The organism is Thalassospira australica, assembly GCF_044790785.1.
Taxonomy (GTDB): Bacteria; Pseudomonadota; Alphaproteobacteria; order Rhodospirillales; family Thalassospiraceae; genus Thalassospira; species Thalassospira australica_A.
The window spans coordinates 4,078,276-4,095,894 of sequence record NZ_CP085258.1; the positions used below are offsets into that span (position 1 = coordinate 4,078,276).

Below are 17,619 nucleotides of genomic sequence, written 5' to 3' on the forward strand. Positions count from 1 at the left end.
AAGACGGGTATAGGCAATGACGGTTCTTTGGGCAAATCAGGCACTTACGGCTTCGGGCTGGAAACAAAACGTTCAGATCGAGATCGATGAAAGCGGCAGAATCACTAGGGTTCAGGCCGATTCCCCTGCTACTGGAAACCGTGTTGGCACGCTTTTGCCCGCGATATCAAACCTGCACAGCCACGCGTTCCAGCGTTCGATGGCCGGATTGACCGAAAAACGCGGCCCCGATCCCCGTGATACCTTCTGGACATGGCGGCAATTGATGTTCCGCTTCCTGGATCAGCTCACCCCGGATCACGTGCAGGACATTGCGGCCTTTGTGCAAATGGAAATGCTCGAAGCCGGTTACGCCAACAATACCGAGTTCCATTACCTGCACCATCAACCGGGCGGCGTTCCCTATGACAATATCGCCGAGATGGCCGAACGCATCGCCGCCGCAGCAAATATCACCGGCATCGGCCTGACGCTTCTGCCGGTGCATTACCAGTTCGGCGGTTGCGACAAACGCCCGCTTGGCGCGGGGCAAATCCGGTTTGGCAATGATCCGGAACGCTTTGCCAAACTGTATGAGGAAAGCGAAAAGGCGTTAAAATCCCTGCCGTCCGATACTCGCATGGGGGTTGCCCCCCATTCGCTGCGCGCCGTGGGGCGGGAGGATCTGATTGCCACAACCCGCCTGTCAAAGGATGGCCCGGTTCACATGCATCTGGCCGAACAGGTCGCCGAGGTGGAGGAAGTCGAGGCATCCTGGGGCAAGCGCCCGGTCGAATGGCTGCTTGAAAATGCCGATGTCGATGAAAACTGGTGCCTGATCCATTGCACGCAAATGCAGGAACACGAAACGCTTGGCCTTGCTAGAACCGGGGCTGTTGCCGGGCTTTGCCCGATCACCGAAAGCAGCCTTGGCGATGGTATCTTTGATGGTGTTCGCTATCTGAATGCGGGTGGAAATATCGGTGTCGGATCGGATTCCAACATTCGCATTTCACTTTCCGAAGAGATCCGCACGCTGGAATACAGCCAGCGTCTGCGCGACAAATCGCGTGCCGCCCTTGCCACCCCGGAAAAATCCACCGCCCGCCGGTTGTTCGATGCGGTTGCCAAAGGCGGCGCACAGGCCGCAGGCCGCGATGCCGGCCGGATCGAGGTCGGCGCACTGGCCGATCTGATGGCGCTTGATGGCGCGGCAGTTGACCTTATCGGTCGGACAGGCGATACGATCCTCGATACATATGTCTTTGCCGGAGATGATCGCATGGTGCGTGATGTCTGGTCGGCCGGTCGCCATGTCGTGACCGAAGGCCGCCATATCGCACATGATACGATCACGGGCCGGTATCGCAAGGTGATGGAACAACTCAAGGAAGCGGTGTGAGCACCACCACGGAACTGACAAACTGGCAATCGGTCCATGACGAGGTCCTGCGCCGCATTCACACCCGTGAATGGAAGCCGGGCGACCAGATCCCCAAGGAAGTCGAGCTGGCCGAGGAACTGGGCTGCGCACGGGCGACCGTCAACCGGGCGCTTCGCGAACTTGCCGCCGAGGGCTTCCTTGATCGCCGCCGCAAGGCCGGAACCCGGGTCGCAACCCATCCGGTGCGACGCGCGCGGCTTGACATCCCTGTCATACGGCTGGAGATCGAGGGCCGCGGCCAGAAATATACCTATGGCCTGCTGCTAAGCGAACGCCGCAGCCCGCCGCCGGAAATCTGCGCCAATCTGGGCGTCACATCTGATAGCGACATGCTGCATATCACCTCGCTCCATCTGGCCGATGGCAAGCCCTATATGTTCGAAGAACGCTGGGTTTCGGTCGCCGCCACCCCGGAGATTGTTGATGCTGACCTCTCGAAAATCAGTGCCAATGAATGGCTGGTCCTTCATGCCCCCTACACCAAGGGCGACATTTCATTTTCCGCCGTGCTGGCTTCCGAAAACGAAGCCGAAATCCTGCGCACGCAAAAGAATGAACCATTATTCCTGATCGAGCGCACGACCTGGGAAGGGGAACAGGGCATTACCTCGGCCCGGCTGTTATTCGCGCCTGGATATCGGATGCATACGGCACTTTAGACCTTCCGAAGAGCCTTTGGCTTATGCGCATATCTGCTCTTTTTTCAGATTTCCCAAAAAGTTCTTGATTTGTTCTTTTAATTGTGTCATAAGAGTCAAGTCAACGGGAGAAATGCACCCGGACTGAAACCCGCAAGGCCTTGTGCCTCGCGGGTTTTTGCGTTTGGGGTCGGATCAAAGAGGTGATCAGGATGCAGCGGCAAAGATTGAGGCAGGGCGGCGGGGCAGTCCGCAGGATATGCGTCGGCGGATGGCGGAGCCATTACGGCGGCGTTCCGCGCCGGTTCTAATACGCTTTGAACACCCTTATTTGTCATGACGGGAGAGGTGCGTCTTATCGGGGAACGGACCCCGGATTTGCCGGATGGGGCAGAAATGGCAGCAGTGGCGGCAGTAGCAGCAATGGATTGTGGCCCGTCGGTGGTGGACAGGTTGGGGGGGCAGTGCGCCCGAAGACCGTCTGTTGGTGAAAATGACGGAGGCCCGAGGTGTGTCCGGGCGCTGGAGGTCATGCCATTGCCGGACGGGAGCGAGGTCGTGGGCCAACTGAGGGCGAGTCTGGCGAGGGCCCGATGGCTGTCGGTTGGCGAGATTGGTGGAACCCGGAGTTTGTTTGGGCTTCCTCGGCTGCACGACGTCCGGCTTGGGGGTGGGTACTCTGCCGTTGTGGCTGTTAGGATTCTGTGGTCATTGGTCTGGAAGAAGCAGTGCAACCCGGCAGGGGTGTCAGTGCCGAGGATGGCGTTTTTGAAAAAGGGGAGAGTCCCCTTTTTTGATATCTGCGTATCCATACGTAAAATAGTGAGGTGTACTATGCAATGCCCAAGATGTGATGGACAAGGTGATGTATTTCTTGTGAAAGTAAAAAAAACCGGTGAGATGTTGAAGTTATGTGATGAGTGTGATGCTACTTGGAAGAAAGATGACCCCATAGATAAAAAAACATTCTTTGATTTCGAGACGTATATGGAATCACAAGGAATTACCAAAGCGTGGGATGAAGTAGATTTCATTACAGGACCATGACAACTTCATCTGAGAAAACAAAAGGGACAGTCCACTCTTTATTTAATTCCTAACGATCCCAGAGCATTCGATGTTCCGATGGGGCGTATCATTGGTACGGATGGTGAATCGACTGTCAGAGTAGTTGTCGGGGTGAATAAAAAGACTGGCGAACTGACACTCAACATAACAACTGCATATCCGGTAAAGTAAGGGTGAATATGCTCGAATGTCCTATGTGTAATGGCTAGGGCACGTGTTTCTGGTTCGCGTGAAGAAGACAGGAAAAATTCTCAAGCTTTACGATGAATGCGATGCGATCTGGAGCCATGATGAAGAGCAACGGATTGTCACCAAGAAAACCTATCCCAACAGACGCATTACCCGTTTGATCCGTCATAGGCCGCCACCACCCGGAATTCCGGGCCGTCGGCGGTTGAGTGGCTTTCGTAAAGGCAGAAACGATCAACGGTGAAGCTGCGCGATGTCAGGTCGATATTGTCGGCAACGGCCTGTTCGACGGTGGCACGGGCCGCGTCGCGGTTGCGGCCCAAAGTGATATGCGGGGTGAATTTGCGCATGTCCATGTCCGGGCATTCTTCGAGCCGCAGCAATGCCTTTTCCACGCGGTTTGCAAGGGTGTGCAGGGCGGGTTGATCGGCGACACCGGCCCAGAAAATGCGCAGTTTGCGGGCGGAGGCGAAGATGCCAAGGCCCTGCACGCGAAGATCGAACGGTTCGAACGGGAGTTCGGACAGGGCCGCGTCGATTTCACGGGCCAGACCGGGGTCGACATTGCCGATGAATTTCAGCGTGATGTGCATGTTTTCCGGGGTCTGGGCATCGAGCCCCTTGATCCCGCGCGCCAACGGGTAAAGGTCGTCGGCAATATCAGCCGGTATTTCGACGCCAACAAACAAACGCATATTCGGAACTCACGCACGACAATCTGGCAGATGGGGAGTTGAGTGGACGACCGCCCGGTATTTATCCGGTCGAACGGCCCGGAAGCGGGATGATGTCGTCCTCGCCCGGGATTTGCGGGAAGCGGCCCGAAGCCCAGTCGGCCTTGGCCTTATCGATCCGTTCCTTGGAACTGGAAACGAAGTTCCACCAGATATGGCGATAGCCGACCGGCAATCCGCCGAGCAGCATCACGCGGCAATCGGATTGGGCGACGATATCGGGAATTTCTTCCGGCGCGATATAGATGAAGTTTTCCGGCTCATACAAATCGCCGTCAATGCGCAGGCTACCGGAAACGACATAAAGGGCGGCTTCCTGATTTTCACCGGGCAGCAGAAGCTGCGCGCCGGCATCCATGTGGACATCAAGATAAAACAGCTTGGACTTGACCGGAACCGGGGCGGTTTTGCCAAATGCCTCGCCCGCGATCAGACGCATATGCAAACCGGCATCTTCGATAATCGGCAGGTCGTCCTTGGCGATATGGAAAAATTCCGGATCGGATTCTTCTTCGTCCTCGGGCAGGGCCGCCCATAATTGCAGGCCATCGAGTTTATGATGGCTGTTGCGCACCGCATCGGTTTCGCGTTCGGAATGGGTGATGCCGCGCCCGGCACTCATCCAGTTGAGATCGCCCGGCTGGATTTCGAGCAAACTGCCAAGGCTGTCGTGATGGCGGACCGCCCCTTCGAAAAGATAGGTGACGGTGGCAAGCCCGATATGGGGATGCGGGGCAACGTCAACCCCCTGCCCCGGCTCGAACGATGCCGGTCCCATGCGATCAAAGAACACAAACGGGCCGACAGACCGGACATCCCGATGCGGCAGGACGCGGCGCACGGACAGGGGACCAAGATTGGCTTCCTTGCCGGAAATCAGTATAGACATGCGCCGCCTCCTTCTAAATGTTTGTCAGACTAATCTGGTTTCTTTCTGCCTTACGGGCAAGGGTTCGGCCAGGTGGTCTGGATTTTCTCGATCTCGGCCAGAACGTCGTCGGACAGTTCAATATAGGCAGAGCCGATATTGGATTTGAGCTGTTCCATGCTGGTCGCGCCGATGATGTTGGCGGTCAGGAACGGGCGGGTATTGACATAAGCCAGCGCCATCTGTGCCGGATCAAGGCCGTTATCCTTGGCGAGTTTGACATAGGCCTCGGTCGCCTTGATGCCATTTTCCGTCAGGTAGCGACCGAAATATTGCGGCCAGATGGTTGTCCGTGCGCCTTCCGGACGGGCACCACCGATATATTTGCCCGACAATGCGCCACCGCCCAACGGCGAATACGCCAGAAGACCGGCATCTTCGCGGATCGAGCATTCCGCCAGACCGACTTCGTAGGTGCGGTTCAAAAGCCCGTAGGGGTTCTGCACCGAAACCACGCGCGGCCAGCCTTTTTTCTCGGCCAGTTCAAGGAACTTCATCAAGCCCCACGGGGTTTCGTTCGACAGGCCAATATGACGGATTTTGCCCGCCTGCACCAGATCGTGCAGGGCTTCGAGGGTTTCCTCGATCGGGGTGAATTCCTCGTTCGCGTCATGGACGTAACCGAGCTTGCCAAAGAAGTTGGAATTCCGGTCCGGCCAATGGAGCTGATAGATATCGACATAGTCGGTTTTAAGGCGCGTGAGGGAACCGTCAATCGCCTCGTTGATCTGTGCGCGGGTCAGGCGCGGGCCACCCCGGACATAGGGAAAACGTTCGGCCGGACCGACAATCTTGGTGGCGATCACCAGATCATCGCGACGGCCCCGTTTTTCCAGCCAGTTGCCGATGATGGTTTCGGTTCTGGTGAAGGTTTCTTCCATCGCCGGAACCGGATACATTTCGGCGGTATCAATGAAATTGATTTCATTGGCGGTGGCGTAGTCAAGCTGTTCGAAAGCTTCGTCCTGGCTGTTCTGCTGGCCCCAGGTCATGGTGCCAAGACATATCACACTGACATTGATGTCAGTTCGTCCCAATCGACGATATTCCATAGATCAATCCCCTTTTACGCCCTGATTGGGCGCATTTTATTTTCAATGGTATGAATATATCCCGGTCGCGGAGTGATGAAAGCTTTTGTGGCAAATTTTCTTGCAACATCATGGAATTGCAATGAATTTTCGACCGATTGAACCCTAGATAAACAGGGTCAGAACCCCGGTATAGCTGTAAAAGCGATCATTGCAGACCTCGCCACTGCCGTAAAATCCGGTGAGCGGCAGATCACCGATTTCATCGCGGATGATCATCATTTCGCGGTTTTCGGTGCCAAACAGATGCGGCCCGCGGGCGACACAACTGCAATACAGCGCGCCGCGCGGTTTGCCCGGCAGGCGTTTTTGCAAATCAGCCAGCATGCGGCGCAAATCCTGTTCGGCGGCAACACCGTCACGCCGGACAAAACGGATGGTGTCACCGACCTGGACATCGCCGCTGATGGCCATCAGGTTGTTGTGCGGATCGACGCCCATCAGGTTACGGACAACAAAATCGCCGGTATCGGATCCCGGCACCATCAGGGCGACGTGATAGCGGCCCGAGGCGATGGAATGTTCGCTGCCGTCGGCTTCCATTTCCGATTTGAAGACTTCAAGTGCCGGACGGTCATCGAGGGTCGAGATAATGCCTTCGCGTCCCTCGGTCACGCGATGGACCGGCCCGACCGGCGTGCAGGCCTGACTGATGCCGACCTGGACCATTGTCTTGCCCGTGAACAGAACACCCGACAAACCGCCATTGACGACCCTGTCGGCAATTTGCGGCGCGCCACGTTCGCCCGATGCAATACCGCCAACCAGATAGGTCGATCCCATGCGCGCGAGTTCCGAGAGCGTACCAAGGCTTTCGGGGGCAGAGGGATCGCCATGAACGAGACCAAAGAGCGGCTGGAGACGATCAATCGCACGCTGCAATTCCGGTGCATCAAGATCGGTATCGGTTTTGAGCGGGGCGAAAATATGAAAATCATCCGGGTCAATCGGTGCCACCATCACGGATGCCGCCGGAACCCCGAAATAGGCCCGGCCCGATCCGCACACACCAATCCCGACAGTGCCGACCCAGTGTTCAAGTGACAGGCGGGAGCGCAGGAAAGTCAGAATGCTGCCAAGATCGGCGGCCAGTGCCTCGGACACATATAAAAAAGCCAGTGCCTGTTGCGGCAGTGGCTGTGTTTGCAATTGATCGGCCAGTTCGGTGGCGACTGCTGCCCAATTTTCCCCGCTGGCATGTGCCGCATGAAATTCAGCCGTCATGCATTCTCCCGCTTTTTGAAAACCTGCCTGATGATCTGGCGGTCCGTTTTCTTGGTCTTGTCGTTATCCGAACATTATCCAAGCACTATCTAAGCATTCGGGGGGGCCATTCACAATGGGCGAACAAAGATTTCATTCCCGCCCTGGCAAAGCCCGTGCTCCCCTGTGTCCCAACGTCAGGCAATATGTCGACGCAACAGATCCATCGCCGCATTGAGCTGCGTCATGCGCTGATGCGATCCATAATTGCTGTCGGGGTGGTGAATGGCCGCCAGCACCCGGTATTTGGCGCGGATCGATTTTATATCGGGGCGGGCATTGGGGGCGAAACCCATGACATGCAGGGCTTCGTTATAGGTCGTGACCCCGCGATCAAGCGGTTCGAACGCCAGATTGTCGACAATGGCGCGCAGACGTTCCAGTTCCTCGCGCGATTGCAGAAGTTCGACCGGCGGCTCGTGCTGCCGCTTTTTCATGGCATGGGCTTCTTCAAGCGCCTTGCGTTCGGCAGCAAGAATATCGGCCTTTTCGACGCGCATCTTGACCTCGCCCTTGTCAAAATGCAGCGCCATATTGAGCGCCTTGCGCACGGCAATGATCGAATGCCCCGGTGGCAAACGCAATTGCAGCCTTGGTTTGCGCCGCCAGGGGCGGCCTTCGGCGGGGCCGGATTTCAGGACGATGGTTTCACGGTCACCGGGGGGCGGATCGCCCGGATCGTCATAATCCTCAATCGCGCCTTCGGGCACGATCAGCATGACGGACCGCGCCAGATCGGCGGCATTCACGCCGCGTTTGGTCGCCAGCGCCAGGACGGCATCACGAAAAACCGATGAACACGGAATGGTATAGGATTGTTTGACCGATTGTGTTGCCATCGCCCCTTGTCGTCCCCTGCCATATCTTTAGCTGTAAAATCAGTCTGTTAGATCATGATTTCAGATATCGCCATTCGTGAAACGGCCTGTTGAGGCAAAGTGTAGCGATCAGGGACTCGGGCTGCAACTGCGTTTGTAGGCAAAATCGAATCGCTTCCGATTCATTCACAGGCAAAACTGACGAATTCCGTTCGGTATTCTGAGGAAAAATATCGACCCAAATATTTGATAATAAAAGATATTTTCACGTTTTGACGGCAATTCGCCTGTCGTATCCTTGCGGTTGTAACAGCAAAAGTCCGCGGCGCGTTTCCGAATATGGGCGCGCGCAGAAATTCCCATCTAATTCATTGTTATAAAAAGATTATTCTGAGGTTCCGGGGACGAACTGCATTCGGGTTAAATTCCGGCATTTTTATCCGGCAGGTGTATTTGTCTTCTGAGTCAGGATCACCTGAAATACGATTACCTACAAATGCAGTTGCAGATGGCAATATTCGAAACATAACCGAAAGTAAATGGTATGTTAATTTCACACCTGATCAGGTGTTTTGAGCGATTTTTGCCGGTTTTCGGGCCAGTTTAGATGGTTTGAAATTCTTATCCGGAACAGATCAATCAATTGATTTAATTGGATTATATTGGACTTTTCATTTCCCGCCCGATGGATTGCTCCTGTGGCGACAGTATCGTTTCGGTTTGTTTCCTAATTCTATCTACGAATGTAGTTTTTTAGCCGGATTTCGGCGAAATTACCGTGCCTGCGAGGCGGTTTCACAACCGTCCGGGCGCGTTTTGGCGTCATTTACCATATTGTTATTGAACAGTTTTTTTGGGAATCCGCCCAAAAAAGACAAAGGCTGTGACGGGTGTCACAGACTTTGGGTCGTCAGATGATCCGGGAAATCAGGAATCGGCTTCCAGCACGTCAATCACCTTGGGCAGGATGCGTTCAACGATCAGCTTGACCCCGTCGGCATTGGGATGGATGCCGTCATCCTGGTTAAGGCTGGAATCGGCGGCGACCCCATCAAGGAAGAAGGGATAGAAAGCCAACTGGTATTCTGCCGCCAGTTCGGGGTAGATTTCATTGAATTCAGCCCCGTATTCCTTGCCCATATTGGGCGGCGCCATCATCCCGGCCAGCAGAACGGCAACATCGCGATCACGCAGTTTGCCGATGATGGCATCAAGATTTTCGCGGGTCCGGGCCGGTTCGACCCCGCGCAGCGCATCATTGGCACCCAGTTCCAGCAACACCATATCGGGTTGATCGACCAGCGCCCAGTCAAGGCGGGCGAGCCCCGCCGCAGTGGTATCGCCGGAAACCGAACTGTTGATAACCTTGACATTATGCCCGGCATCGCGAAGGGCGGCTTCAAGCCTAGGGGCAAAGCCCTCCTCGTGCGACAGGCCATACCCCGCCATCAGGCTGTCGCCATAGAGCATCAGGGTTTGCGGGGCATTGTCGGCAGCGCTGTCGGCCGCCTGGGCATCGTGGATGCCAAACAGGCTCATCGCGCCGATCAGAATGCCAAAGGCCAAACCCGCCGGGCGGAACAGACGCCGAAACAGACCGGGCTTTTCCCGGCAAGTGAACTGGTTAACAGCCGGGTCTTGCCCGAACAGCGTATATGCCACAAATCTCACCCTATGTTTTGTCATCTTGCACAATCGGTTACCCCCTGTTTACCTGTTGGTTACCTATTGGTTACCGTGAGATAAACCAGTCTGACCCTAAATTCCGTACAGTTATTTAACCCGTTTCCTTAACCTTGCAATGCTTTAGCCCGATTGGACCTGTAATGAGTGTTACCGAAACTGCCACTATCGCGGATGAAACCACGGTCACAACCGGGGCCACACGCCAGCGTACCGTCGATGTTTCCGGGCTTAAGCTGAGCCTTAAGGGACCGGCGGGGATCGTCGATATCCTGAAAGGGGTCGATATTCAGATTGATGCCGGCGAACGTGTCAGTCTTGTCGGGCCGTCCGGATCGGGCAAAACGTCGCTTTTGATGGTCATTGCCGGGCTGGAGCAGGCGCAGGAAGGCACCATCAATATCTGTGGCGAGGATTTACGCAAGCTTGATGAAGATGGTCTGGCCCTTTATCGCCGCCATCATGTCGGTATCGTGTTTCAGGATTTCCACCTTGTCCCGACCATGACCGCGCTTGAAAACGTGGCATTGCCGATGGAGTTTGCCGGGCGCAAGGACGCGTTTGAACGCGCCGAGGCGGAATTGATTGCCGTCGGACTTGGCCATCGCATCGGACATTATCCGGGCCAGCTTAGCGGCGGCGAACAGCAGCGCGTGGCACTGGCGCGTGCGCTTGCGACTGATCCGGAACTGCTTCTGGCGGACGAGCCGACCGGCAACCTTGACGGGGCCACCGGCGAAACGATTATCGAATTGCTGTTTGATCTGGCGAAGCGCAAGGGGTCGACATTGCTTCTGATTACGCATGATCCGGGGCTGGCATCGCGGTGCGACCGGTCGATCATGCTGCGCGACGGGGAAATCGTCACGCAACAGGATGCCAGCATATGAGCAGTATTTCCCAATCCACCAACGGGGCGGAAAAGCTGTGGTCGATTGCCTGGCGGGTTTGCCGTCGCGAATTGCGCGGCGGATTTTCGGGCTTTCGCATTTTTCTGGCCTGTCTTGCGCTTGGTGTCGGATCGATCGCCGCGGTCGGAAACGTTTCGGAATCCATTTTAAATGCGCTTGAGCGCGATGGCCGGGCCCTTCTGGGCGGGGATGTCGAGCTTCGGCTTGTGCATATGCCCGCAACCGAGGAGCAGCAGACCTGGCTTTCGGAAAATACCGAACGCATGGGCGAGCTTGCGACCATGCGTGCCACCGCCTATGGCCCGGAACAGCGCAGGCTGGTCGAGCTTAAGGCGGTTGATGATGTCTATCCGCTGTTTGGCGAGATGGAACTTGCCGATGGTATCGCGTTTGACGGCGCACTTGCCAAAACGGATGGTGTCTGGGGCGGGGTGGCCGAGGCCGGGCTTCTGGAACGGCTGAAGATTACTGTCGGTGATACGGTGCGCCTTGGCGATATCAATATTCAGGTGCGCGGCGTGATCGCGACCGAACCCGACAAGGCCGTCGGCTTTTTCAATTTCGGCCCGCGTTTGATGGTGTCGATGGATGCCCTTGCCGATACCGGGCTGGTGCAGCCCGGCAGCCTGATCAATTATTATTACGCTTTGGATTTGAATGATGCGGAAACGCCAAAGGTGTTTCGCGAACGGCTTGACGCGCAGTTTGAAGATGCCGGGTGGCGCGTGCGCGATGTATCGGATGCCAATCCGGGCCTGCGGCGGTTTATTGAACGGCTGACCCTGTTTCTGACGCTGGTGGGGCTTTCGGCATTGCTGGTCGGCGGGATTGGCGTTGCCAATGCGGTGCGCAGCCATATCGAAAGCAAAACATCCGTTATCGCGACGCTTAAATCCATCGGGGCATCGCACGGGCTGGTATTGCGGATTTACTTCCTGCAAATCCTGATGCTGTCGCTTGTCGGGATCGGCATCGGGCTTCTGATCGGGGCGGTGACACCGGCGATCATTGCACCGGCGCTGGCGGGGCGTTTGCCGATTGATGTGACATTGGGCCCGGCATTGCCGTCGCTTCTGATTGCGACGGCATTTGGTGTTCTGACCACGCTGGTCTTTGCCATGCCGTCGCTTTTGCGTGCGCGTGAAATTCCGGCAGCCCGGCTTTTCCGGGCCAGTGCGGGACTGATGAATGGCAGTGCGCTTCGCAAACGCGACCTGCCTTATGTCGGTATTCCGCTTATCCTGTTGCTGTTGTTGACCGTGTTTACCGCAACGGATCGGGAGATCGCGCTTGGCTTTATCGCCGGGTCGCTTCTGGCGATTGCGGTTTTTGCCGCGGCGGGCAAGGCAATTGTATCGCTTTCAAAACGGATGACGGGTGGCCGGAATGCCTTTAGCCGACTGGCACTGGCGAACCTGCACCGGCCGGGTGCCAGCACGGTGCCGGTCGCGCTGTCGCTTGGTCTTGGTCTGACGCTGCTGGTGACGATTTCGGGGATCGAGGGCAACCTTGATCACGAGATCAACGAGAATTTGCCGGACTCTGCCCCGGCCTTTTTCTTCCTGGATATCCAGCCTGATCAGATGGATCAGTTCAAAACGCAACTTCTTGAAAAAGATAACGTTTCGGATATCGAACAAACACCGATGCTGCGTGGCCGTGTGGTTGCGATTGACGGGGTTGATGCCAATGATGTCGGTCCGGGGGATGATCGATGGTTCCTGCGCGGTGACCGTGGCCTGACCTTTGCGGCCAGTCCGCCGCCCGAAACCCAGATCGTGCGCGGGGAATGGTGGCCGGCTGATTATGACGATGCCGCCAAGCCGCTTGTTTCCATCTCGCGCGATATTGGCGAGGCATTCGCATTGGAGCCGGGCGATACATTGACCGTCAATGTGCTGGGCCGGGATATCACCGCCGAGATTGCCAACTGGCGCGAAATCGAATGGCAAAGCCTTCGGATGAATTTCGCGATGGTGTTTTCGCCGGGCCTGATCGACAAGGCGCCCTATAGCCTGATTGCGACCGCGCATATGCCGCGCGAAATGGAAGAACCGGTTGATCGCATGATCGGCATGGATTTCCCCAATGTCTCGGCGATCCGGGTGCGCGAGGCGCTTGAGGCTGCCAATGCCATTCTGGCCGGGATCGGAACGGCGCTTAACGCGACCAGTTCGATTGCGATTGTCGCCGGTGTTCTGGTTCTTGCCGGGGCGGTTGCGGCGGGACGGCGCAAACGGATTTATGATGCGGTCGTTCTCAAGACGCTGGGCGCGACACGCGGCAATATCCTTTATGCCTATGCGCTGGAATACGGGATTTTGGGGCTTGCGACCGGGGTGATTGCCGCCCTGTTTGGCAGTCTTGCGGCGTGGTCGGTTCTGGTGCTGATCATGGAAGCGAGCTGGACGCTTCTTCCGATGACGATCTTTGGTCCGATTGCGATTGGTCTGCTGGCGACCCTGTCGGCGGGCTTCATCGGGACGTGGCAGGCATTGCGCAGCCCGGCGGCACCGCTTTTGCGTAACGAATAGCGCGCCGTACATAACACCGAAAAGGGCCGGTCCATCACAGACCGGCCCTTTTCATTTTGATCTGGTATCGGCTGGAATTATGCCAGATCGCGAAGGGCGCGACGGACGACCTTGCCGGTTGTCGTCATCGGCAATTGGTCCATGAAGGCGATTTCGCGCGGATATTCGTGTGCTGCCAGACGGGTTTTGACGAAATCGCGGATATCGGCCTCAAGCTCCGGACTTTGGGCAAAGCCATCGGCCAGCACGACGAAGGCCTTGACGATCTGTCCGCGTTGGTCGTCGGGCTTGCCGATCACACCGGCCATACGCACGGCAGGATGGCCGATCAGGCAATCCTCGATCTCGCCCGGGCCGATACGGTAGCCTGCCGAACTGATCAGATCGTCATCGCGGCCGACAAAACGGATATAGCCATCCTCGTCAAGCTGGCCCATATCGCCGGTCAGAAGCCATTCCCCGATGAATTTATCGCGGGTGGCTTCGGGGTTGCGCCAATATTCCAGAAACATCACCGGATCGGGCGCGCGAACGGCAATCCGGCCCATTTCCCCAGCGGGCAGAACATTCGCCGCCATATCGATCACCGCAACGTCGTGCCCCGGCACCGCACGGCCCATGACGCCGGGCTTGGGGAACATGATCGACTGGCAGGAACTGACCACCATGTTGCATTCGGTCTGACCATAAAATTCGTTGATGGTGACGCCAAACACGCGACGGCCCCAATCAAGAAGTTCTGCACCCAAAGTTTCCCCGCCGCTTGCGATTGAGCGGATATTGCATTTGAACTTTGCCGCCATATCGTCGCCGGCAGAACGCATCATTTTAAGCGCGGTGGGCGGCAGGAAGATATTGCGCACGCCATATTCGGCAATCAGGCCAAAGGCGGCCTCGGCACTGAATTTTTCAAAGCGGTGTGCGACGACCGGCTTGCCGTGATGCCAGGCCGGCAGCAGGACATCAAGCAACCCGCCGATCCATGCCCAGTCCGCCGGGGTCCACATGACGTCGCCCTCCTGCGGGAAGAAGTCATGCGACATTTCCACACCGGGCAAATGCCCCAGCAATACACGATGGGCATGCAGCGCGCCTTTCGGCTGGCCGGTGGTGCCGGATGTATAAATGATCAGGGCCGGTTCATCGGCCCGCGTCTTGACCGGCTCGAAATCGTCGCTGGCCTCGGCCGACAGTGCCTTGAAATCAAAACAGCCATTTGGCGCGCCATCAATCACATAGACATATTCAAGTGCCGGGAGCAGATCGCGGATTTCGGCAATTTTCCGCGCCCCTTCCCGATCCGTGACCAGAGCCTTTGCGGCACAGTTTCCAAGCCGGTATTCAAGAGCATCAACCCCGAACAGGGTAAAGAGCGGCACGGCAATACCGCCCATTTTATAGGTCGAAATATGCGCAATCGCTGTTTCGGGGCTTTGCGGCAACAGAATGCCAACCCGGTCCCCGCGACGAATGCCGTGACGGCGCATGACATTGGCAAAGCGGTTCGACAGACGTTTGAGCTGTGCAAAACTGTAATCGCGTCGTGAACCATCGCGCCTGCGATACATCAGCGCAAGGCGATCCGGATCATCCGCCCACTTGTCGCAAACATCGACGCCAATGTTGAAATAGGTGGGTACGTTCCAGACAAAATCCGAACGCACCGACGCGTAATCCGCACGAATCGGCAGCATGTTTCCTCCCTGTATCCGCCACGTCTTTTTGATTTTTTGATTTCACGACGTTTTGGTCGGGGACATGCTAGAACATGCACCCGAAAATATGAACCATTTTGTCGTAACGGAATCGGGGATATTCCCGACCTGCGAGAACAGCAATGTCCCTAGCGGGCAGGATCAAGCAGGAAGGTGAAATTGGACGGTTGTCCCGCATCGCTAAAGGCCGTGGCGTGACAGCCCAGACAGGTGCCATCGGTCTGATGCTGGATAAAACTTTCGAGCGCGGTATTGGTCAGAAAACGCGGAACTTCGCCGATACCAAACGGCACACCCCCGCCATTGCCGATCCATTGCGTCCCGAGCAGGAAATAGTTTTGCCAGACACTGCCTTCGAGTTTGCGTTGCCAGACGAAATTGGCTTCGGCCGTGCCGGAAAACAGCCGCCAGCACCGCACAATATCGGGTGCAGCCACGGGATTGCCATCCGGATCGCGGGCATAGGGCGGCTGATCGGCCCAGCGCAGATCGGACTTGATGATCCCGTTTGCCGCACGATCCGCTTTATCCACGCCCGCACCCCCGTCATAGAAGATGTAATCGCGATCCGTCTTTTCCGGTGCCAGGCAGCCATCGGGGAAAAGGTCGTTGGCGATGATGCTGTTGGGACGTCGGGCATTTTCGGCCAGCGGCGCATTGTCGGCATGCTCGAAACTTGACCAGATCCAGCGATCCCCGTTGCCGCTTTTGACCCGCTGAACAAGATGCAACCCGACCAGACCAACGGTCACGTCAAGGCATTTGGGCGTACCACCCAAGGTATCACTGGCAGCAAGCGCAATCCGGGCCGGGCGCGTGTAATACCGTTTCCGATCTGCCGCATCCGTCATAATCCGCCATGCGAATTTGGTCAGTTGCGCACCGGGCGTGAGCCAGGTCTTGTCACTGGCGAGCAATTCGGAATTATCGGCAACCTTTCCGCCCGCCGACAGGGTCAGCATCGGAAATTCGACCGATTGGCCGCTTTGGGCGAAGGCAAGACGCCCCTGCATCGTATCAAGATCGTTCCAGCGGATATAATCGGCGGCAACATCGTTGATCCGCGTATCATAGAGAATGAAATTACCCGCCTGATCGATCAGGATATCGCCCGACGACTGAACGAAGGCCGAAAGCAGCAAATGCCCGGCAGGCAAACCCGTGCGGCAACGATCATTGGCAAAGGACAGATCGTCAAAAAGGTCGCTCTTCGTGGCGTAGCTTTCCCAAGGAGCACGACCGTTATCAGGATTGCTGTAGCCTGCCGGAACGGGAAGCCCGGCAGCATCATTTGGCCAGAACAGCGAGATAAAGGATTGCCACGAAAAACGGTCAAAGGGACGCTGTGCCTCGTAGGCAACGAAACGATAGATGAAATTGGCATCGAATTCGGGCACATCGACCGGTGGGGCCGCGCAAAGCCCGCCAACGCCCGCTGTCGTACAAAATTCATCTTCCGGGTAAACGGCATCGAAAACAGGTATCTCGTCCACCTTTTTTGAGGCGACAAAATTCGGATTCTGTGCCGACGCCGCAGACAAGGCAGCCAGCAAAACGATACATACGATCAGCAGCGCAAGAACGAGCCGCCCGATATTTGGCATGTATTTGTTATCGAAAAACTTTTTCGCCATGTCCGGTCAATCCGCCGTCAAACCAGCCCCAGCAGCGCGGTTCATGAAACCTGATACGCGATTATAGGCCGAAACGGCCAAAAAGTCGCGTCGCCTAGCTGTCATCGGGGAAGTGAACAAGATCACAATATCATCGGTATGATATACAAGGTCATCGGCCAAACCGTTGCTTTTCACGGAAATCCTGCCATATTTTCATCATCGCAGAGTTCTATGAACATTCTGCCCGTTATGGATCAAAGAGGGATTTCAATGGCTTTTGAAACGCGTCAACGCGGCTATGACGTCTCGGTTGGCCGGTCGGCAGCCGAGATTGATGAAGGTCTCCGCGCCTATATGCTGCGTGTCTACAACTATATGGCATCTGCACTTGCCCTGACCGGGATCGTCGCGATGGCTGTGTCGACCAGCCCTACCCTGATGCAGGCGATTTTCGGAACCGGCTTGCACTGGATCGTGATGCTGGCCCCGATCGGGCTCGTCCTGTTCCTGAGCTTCCGCATCCACAAGATGAGCTTTGGTGCCGCACAGACCACATTCTGGATTTATGCAGCACTGATGGGTCTGTCGCTGTCGTCGATCTTCCTCGTTTACACGGGTGAAAGCATCGCACGGACCTTCTTCATCACCGCAGGCACCTTCGCCGCGATGAGCCTTTATGGCTATACGACGAAGAAAGACCTGTCGGGCTGGGGAAGCTTCCTGTTCATGGGCCTGATCGGGATCATCCTGGCCAGTGTCGTGAACATCTTCCTGGGCAGCTCGATGCTTCAGTTCGTGATCTCTGGTGCGGGCGTTCTGATCTTTACCGGTCTGACCGCATATGACACCCAGCGGATCAAGGAAAGCTACCACGTCCACGATGATCAGGCGACCGCAGGCAAGAAAGCCATCTTTGGCGCCCTGCAGCTTTATCTGGACTTCGTGAACCTGTTCGTAATGCTGCTTCAGTTCTTGGGCAATCGCGAATAGAACTGATCCCCGGCATTC

At 56.4% G+C, this 17,619-nt stretch carries 14 protein-coding genes; 6 read left to right on the forward strand and 8 right to left on the reverse strand.

All coding sequences use genetic code 11. The features are described 5' to 3' along the window. Window positions 1–16 precede the first annotated feature (16 nt). The 3 genes from LG297_RS18985 (at window position 17) to LG297_RS18995 (ending at window position 3,108) form a co-directional block, all read left to right on the forward strand. On the forward strand, window positions 17–1,381 hold the full coding sequence (locus tag LG297_RS18985) for a formimidoylglutamate deiminase (protein ID WP_404423067.1): 1,365 nt from the start codon (window positions 17–19) through the stop codon (window positions 1,379–1,381). Continuing rightward, window positions 1,378–2,082, forward strand: a complete 705-nt coding sequence (locus LG297_RS18990; protein ID WP_404423069.1) for a GntR family transcriptional regulator — start codon at window positions 1,378–1,380, stop codon at window positions 2,080–2,082. Before LG297_RS18985 ends, LG297_RS18990 begins: the two co-directional genes overlap by 4 nt. Before the next feature lie 855 nt (window positions 2,083–2,937). After that, complete coding sequence (locus tag LG297_RS18995) at window positions 2,938–3,108, forward strand: hypothetical protein (RefSeq protein ID WP_404423071.1); 171 nt, start codon at window positions 2,938–2,940, stop codon at window positions 3,106–3,108. A gap of 359 nt (window positions 3,109–3,467) precedes the next feature. On the opposite strand, the gene thpR is transcribed toward LG297_RS18995, so the two are convergent. From thpR to LG297_RS19025, 6 genes are all read right to left on the reverse strand, one after another. After that, window positions 3,468–4,013, reverse strand: coding sequence for an RNA 2',3'-cyclic phosphodiesterase (thpR, locus tag LG297_RS19000; protein ID WP_404423073.1), 546 nt, complete (start codon window positions 4,011–4,013; stop codon window positions 3,468–3,470). 61 nt (window positions 4,014–4,074) lie between these two features. Next, window positions 4,075–4,941, reverse strand: coding sequence for a pirin family protein (locus LG297_RS19005; protein ID WP_404423075.1), 867 nt, complete (start codon window positions 4,939–4,941; stop codon window positions 4,075–4,077). A 50-nt stretch (window positions 4,942–4,991) separates the two neighbouring features. After that, window positions 4,992–6,032, reverse strand: coding sequence for an NADP(H)-dependent aldo-keto reductase (locus LG297_RS19010; protein WP_404423077.1), 1,041 nt, complete (start codon window positions 6,030–6,032; stop codon window positions 4,992–4,994). 144 nt (window positions 6,033–6,176) lie between these two features. Next, window positions 6,177–7,295, reverse strand: a complete 1,119-nt coding sequence (locus tag LG297_RS19015; RefSeq protein WP_404423079.1) for an FIST C-terminal domain-containing protein — start codon at window positions 7,293–7,295, stop codon at window positions 6,177–6,179. A 176-nt stretch (window positions 7,296–7,471) separates the two neighbouring features. Beyond that, on the reverse strand, window positions 7,472–8,173 hold the full coding sequence (locus tag LG297_RS19020) for a J domain-containing protein (protein ID WP_404423081.1): 702 nt from the start codon (window positions 8,171–8,173) through the stop codon (window positions 7,472–7,474). 906 nt (window positions 8,174–9,079) lie between these two features. After that, window positions 9,080–9,814, reverse strand: a complete 735-nt coding sequence (locus LG297_RS19025; RefSeq protein ID WP_404423083.1) for an arylesterase — start codon at window positions 9,812–9,814, stop codon at window positions 9,080–9,082. Between the two features lie 164 nt (window positions 9,815–9,978). Here LG297_RS19025 and LG297_RS19030 point away from each other — a divergent pair, with 164 nt between their 5' ends. Both LG297_RS19030 and LG297_RS19035 read left to right on the forward strand, forming a co-directional pair. Next, complete coding sequence (locus LG297_RS19030) at window positions 9,979–10,725, forward strand: ABC transporter ATP-binding protein (RefSeq protein WP_404423085.1); 747 nt, start codon at window positions 9,979–9,981, stop codon at window positions 10,723–10,725. Next, window positions 10,722–13,280, forward strand: coding sequence for an ABC transporter permease (locus tag LG297_RS19035; protein ID WP_404423087.1), 2,559 nt, complete (start codon window positions 10,722–10,724; stop codon window positions 13,278–13,280). Before LG297_RS19030 ends, LG297_RS19035 begins: the two co-directional genes overlap by 4 nt. A gap of 77 nt (window positions 13,281–13,357) precedes the next feature. On the opposite strand, the gene LG297_RS19040 is transcribed toward LG297_RS19035, so the two are convergent. Further along, window positions 13,358–14,974 carry an acyl-CoA synthetase gene (locus LG297_RS19040; protein WP_404423089.1) on the reverse strand — a complete coding sequence of 539 codons (1,617 nt, stop codon included), beginning with the start codon at window positions 14,972–14,974 and terminating at the stop codon, window positions 13,358–13,360. A gap of 149 nt (window positions 14,975–15,123) precedes the next feature. Further along, a complete protein-coding gene (locus LG297_RS19045) occupies window positions 15,124–16,629 on the reverse strand; it encodes a hypothetical protein (RefSeq protein WP_404423091.1) in 1,506 nt (501 codons plus the stop codon). Between the two features lie 252 nt (window positions 16,630–16,881). On the opposite strand from LG297_RS19045, the gene LG297_RS19050 reads away from it, so the two are divergent. After that, a complete protein-coding gene (locus LG297_RS19050) occupies window positions 16,882–17,601 on the forward strand; it encodes a Bax inhibitor-1 family protein (RefSeq protein ID WP_404423093.1) in 720 nt (239 codons plus the stop codon). Window positions 17,602–17,619 lie beyond the last annotated feature (18 nt).

Coding starts and splice junctions, on each gene's coding strand:
- LG297_RS18985 (WP_404423067.1), top strand. CDS start 17: ATGACGGTTCTTTGGGCAAATCAGGCACTTACGGCTTCGGGCTGGAAA.
- thpR (WP_404423073.1), bottom strand. CDS start 4,013: ATGCGTTTGTTTGTTGGCGTCGAAATACCGGCTGATATTGCCGACGAC.
- LG297_RS19005 (WP_404423075.1), bottom strand. CDS start 4,941: ATGTCTATACTGATTTCCGGCAAGGAAGCCAATCTTGGTCCCCTGTCC.
- LG297_RS19010 (WP_404423077.1), bottom strand. CDS start 6,032: ATGGAATATCGTCGATTGGGACGAACTGACATCAATGTCAGTGTGATA.
- LG297_RS19015 (WP_404423079.1), bottom strand. CDS start 7,295: ATGACGGCTGAATTTCATGCGGCACATGCCAGCGGGGAAAATTGGGCA.
- LG297_RS19020 (WP_404423081.1), bottom strand. CDS start 8,173: ATGGCAACACAATCGGTCAAACAATCCTATACCATTCCGTGTTCATCG.
- LG297_RS19030 (WP_404423085.1), top strand. CDS start 9,979: ATGAGTGTTACCGAAACTGCCACTATCGCGGATGAAACCACGGTCACA.
- LG297_RS19035 (WP_404423087.1), top strand. CDS start 10,722: ATGAGCAGTATTTCCCAATCCACCAACGGGGCGGAAAAGCTGTGGTCG.
- LG297_RS19040 (WP_404423089.1), bottom strand. CDS start 14,974: ATGCTGCCGATTCGTGCGGATTACGCGTCGGTGCGTTCGGATTTTGTC.
- LG297_RS19045 (WP_404423091.1), bottom strand. CDS start 16,629: ATGGCGAAAAAGTTTTTCGATAACAAATACATGCCAAATATCGGGCGG.
- LG297_RS19050 (WP_404423093.1), top strand. CDS start 16,882: ATGGCTTTTGAAACGCGTCAACGCGGCTATGACGTCTCGGTTGGCCGG.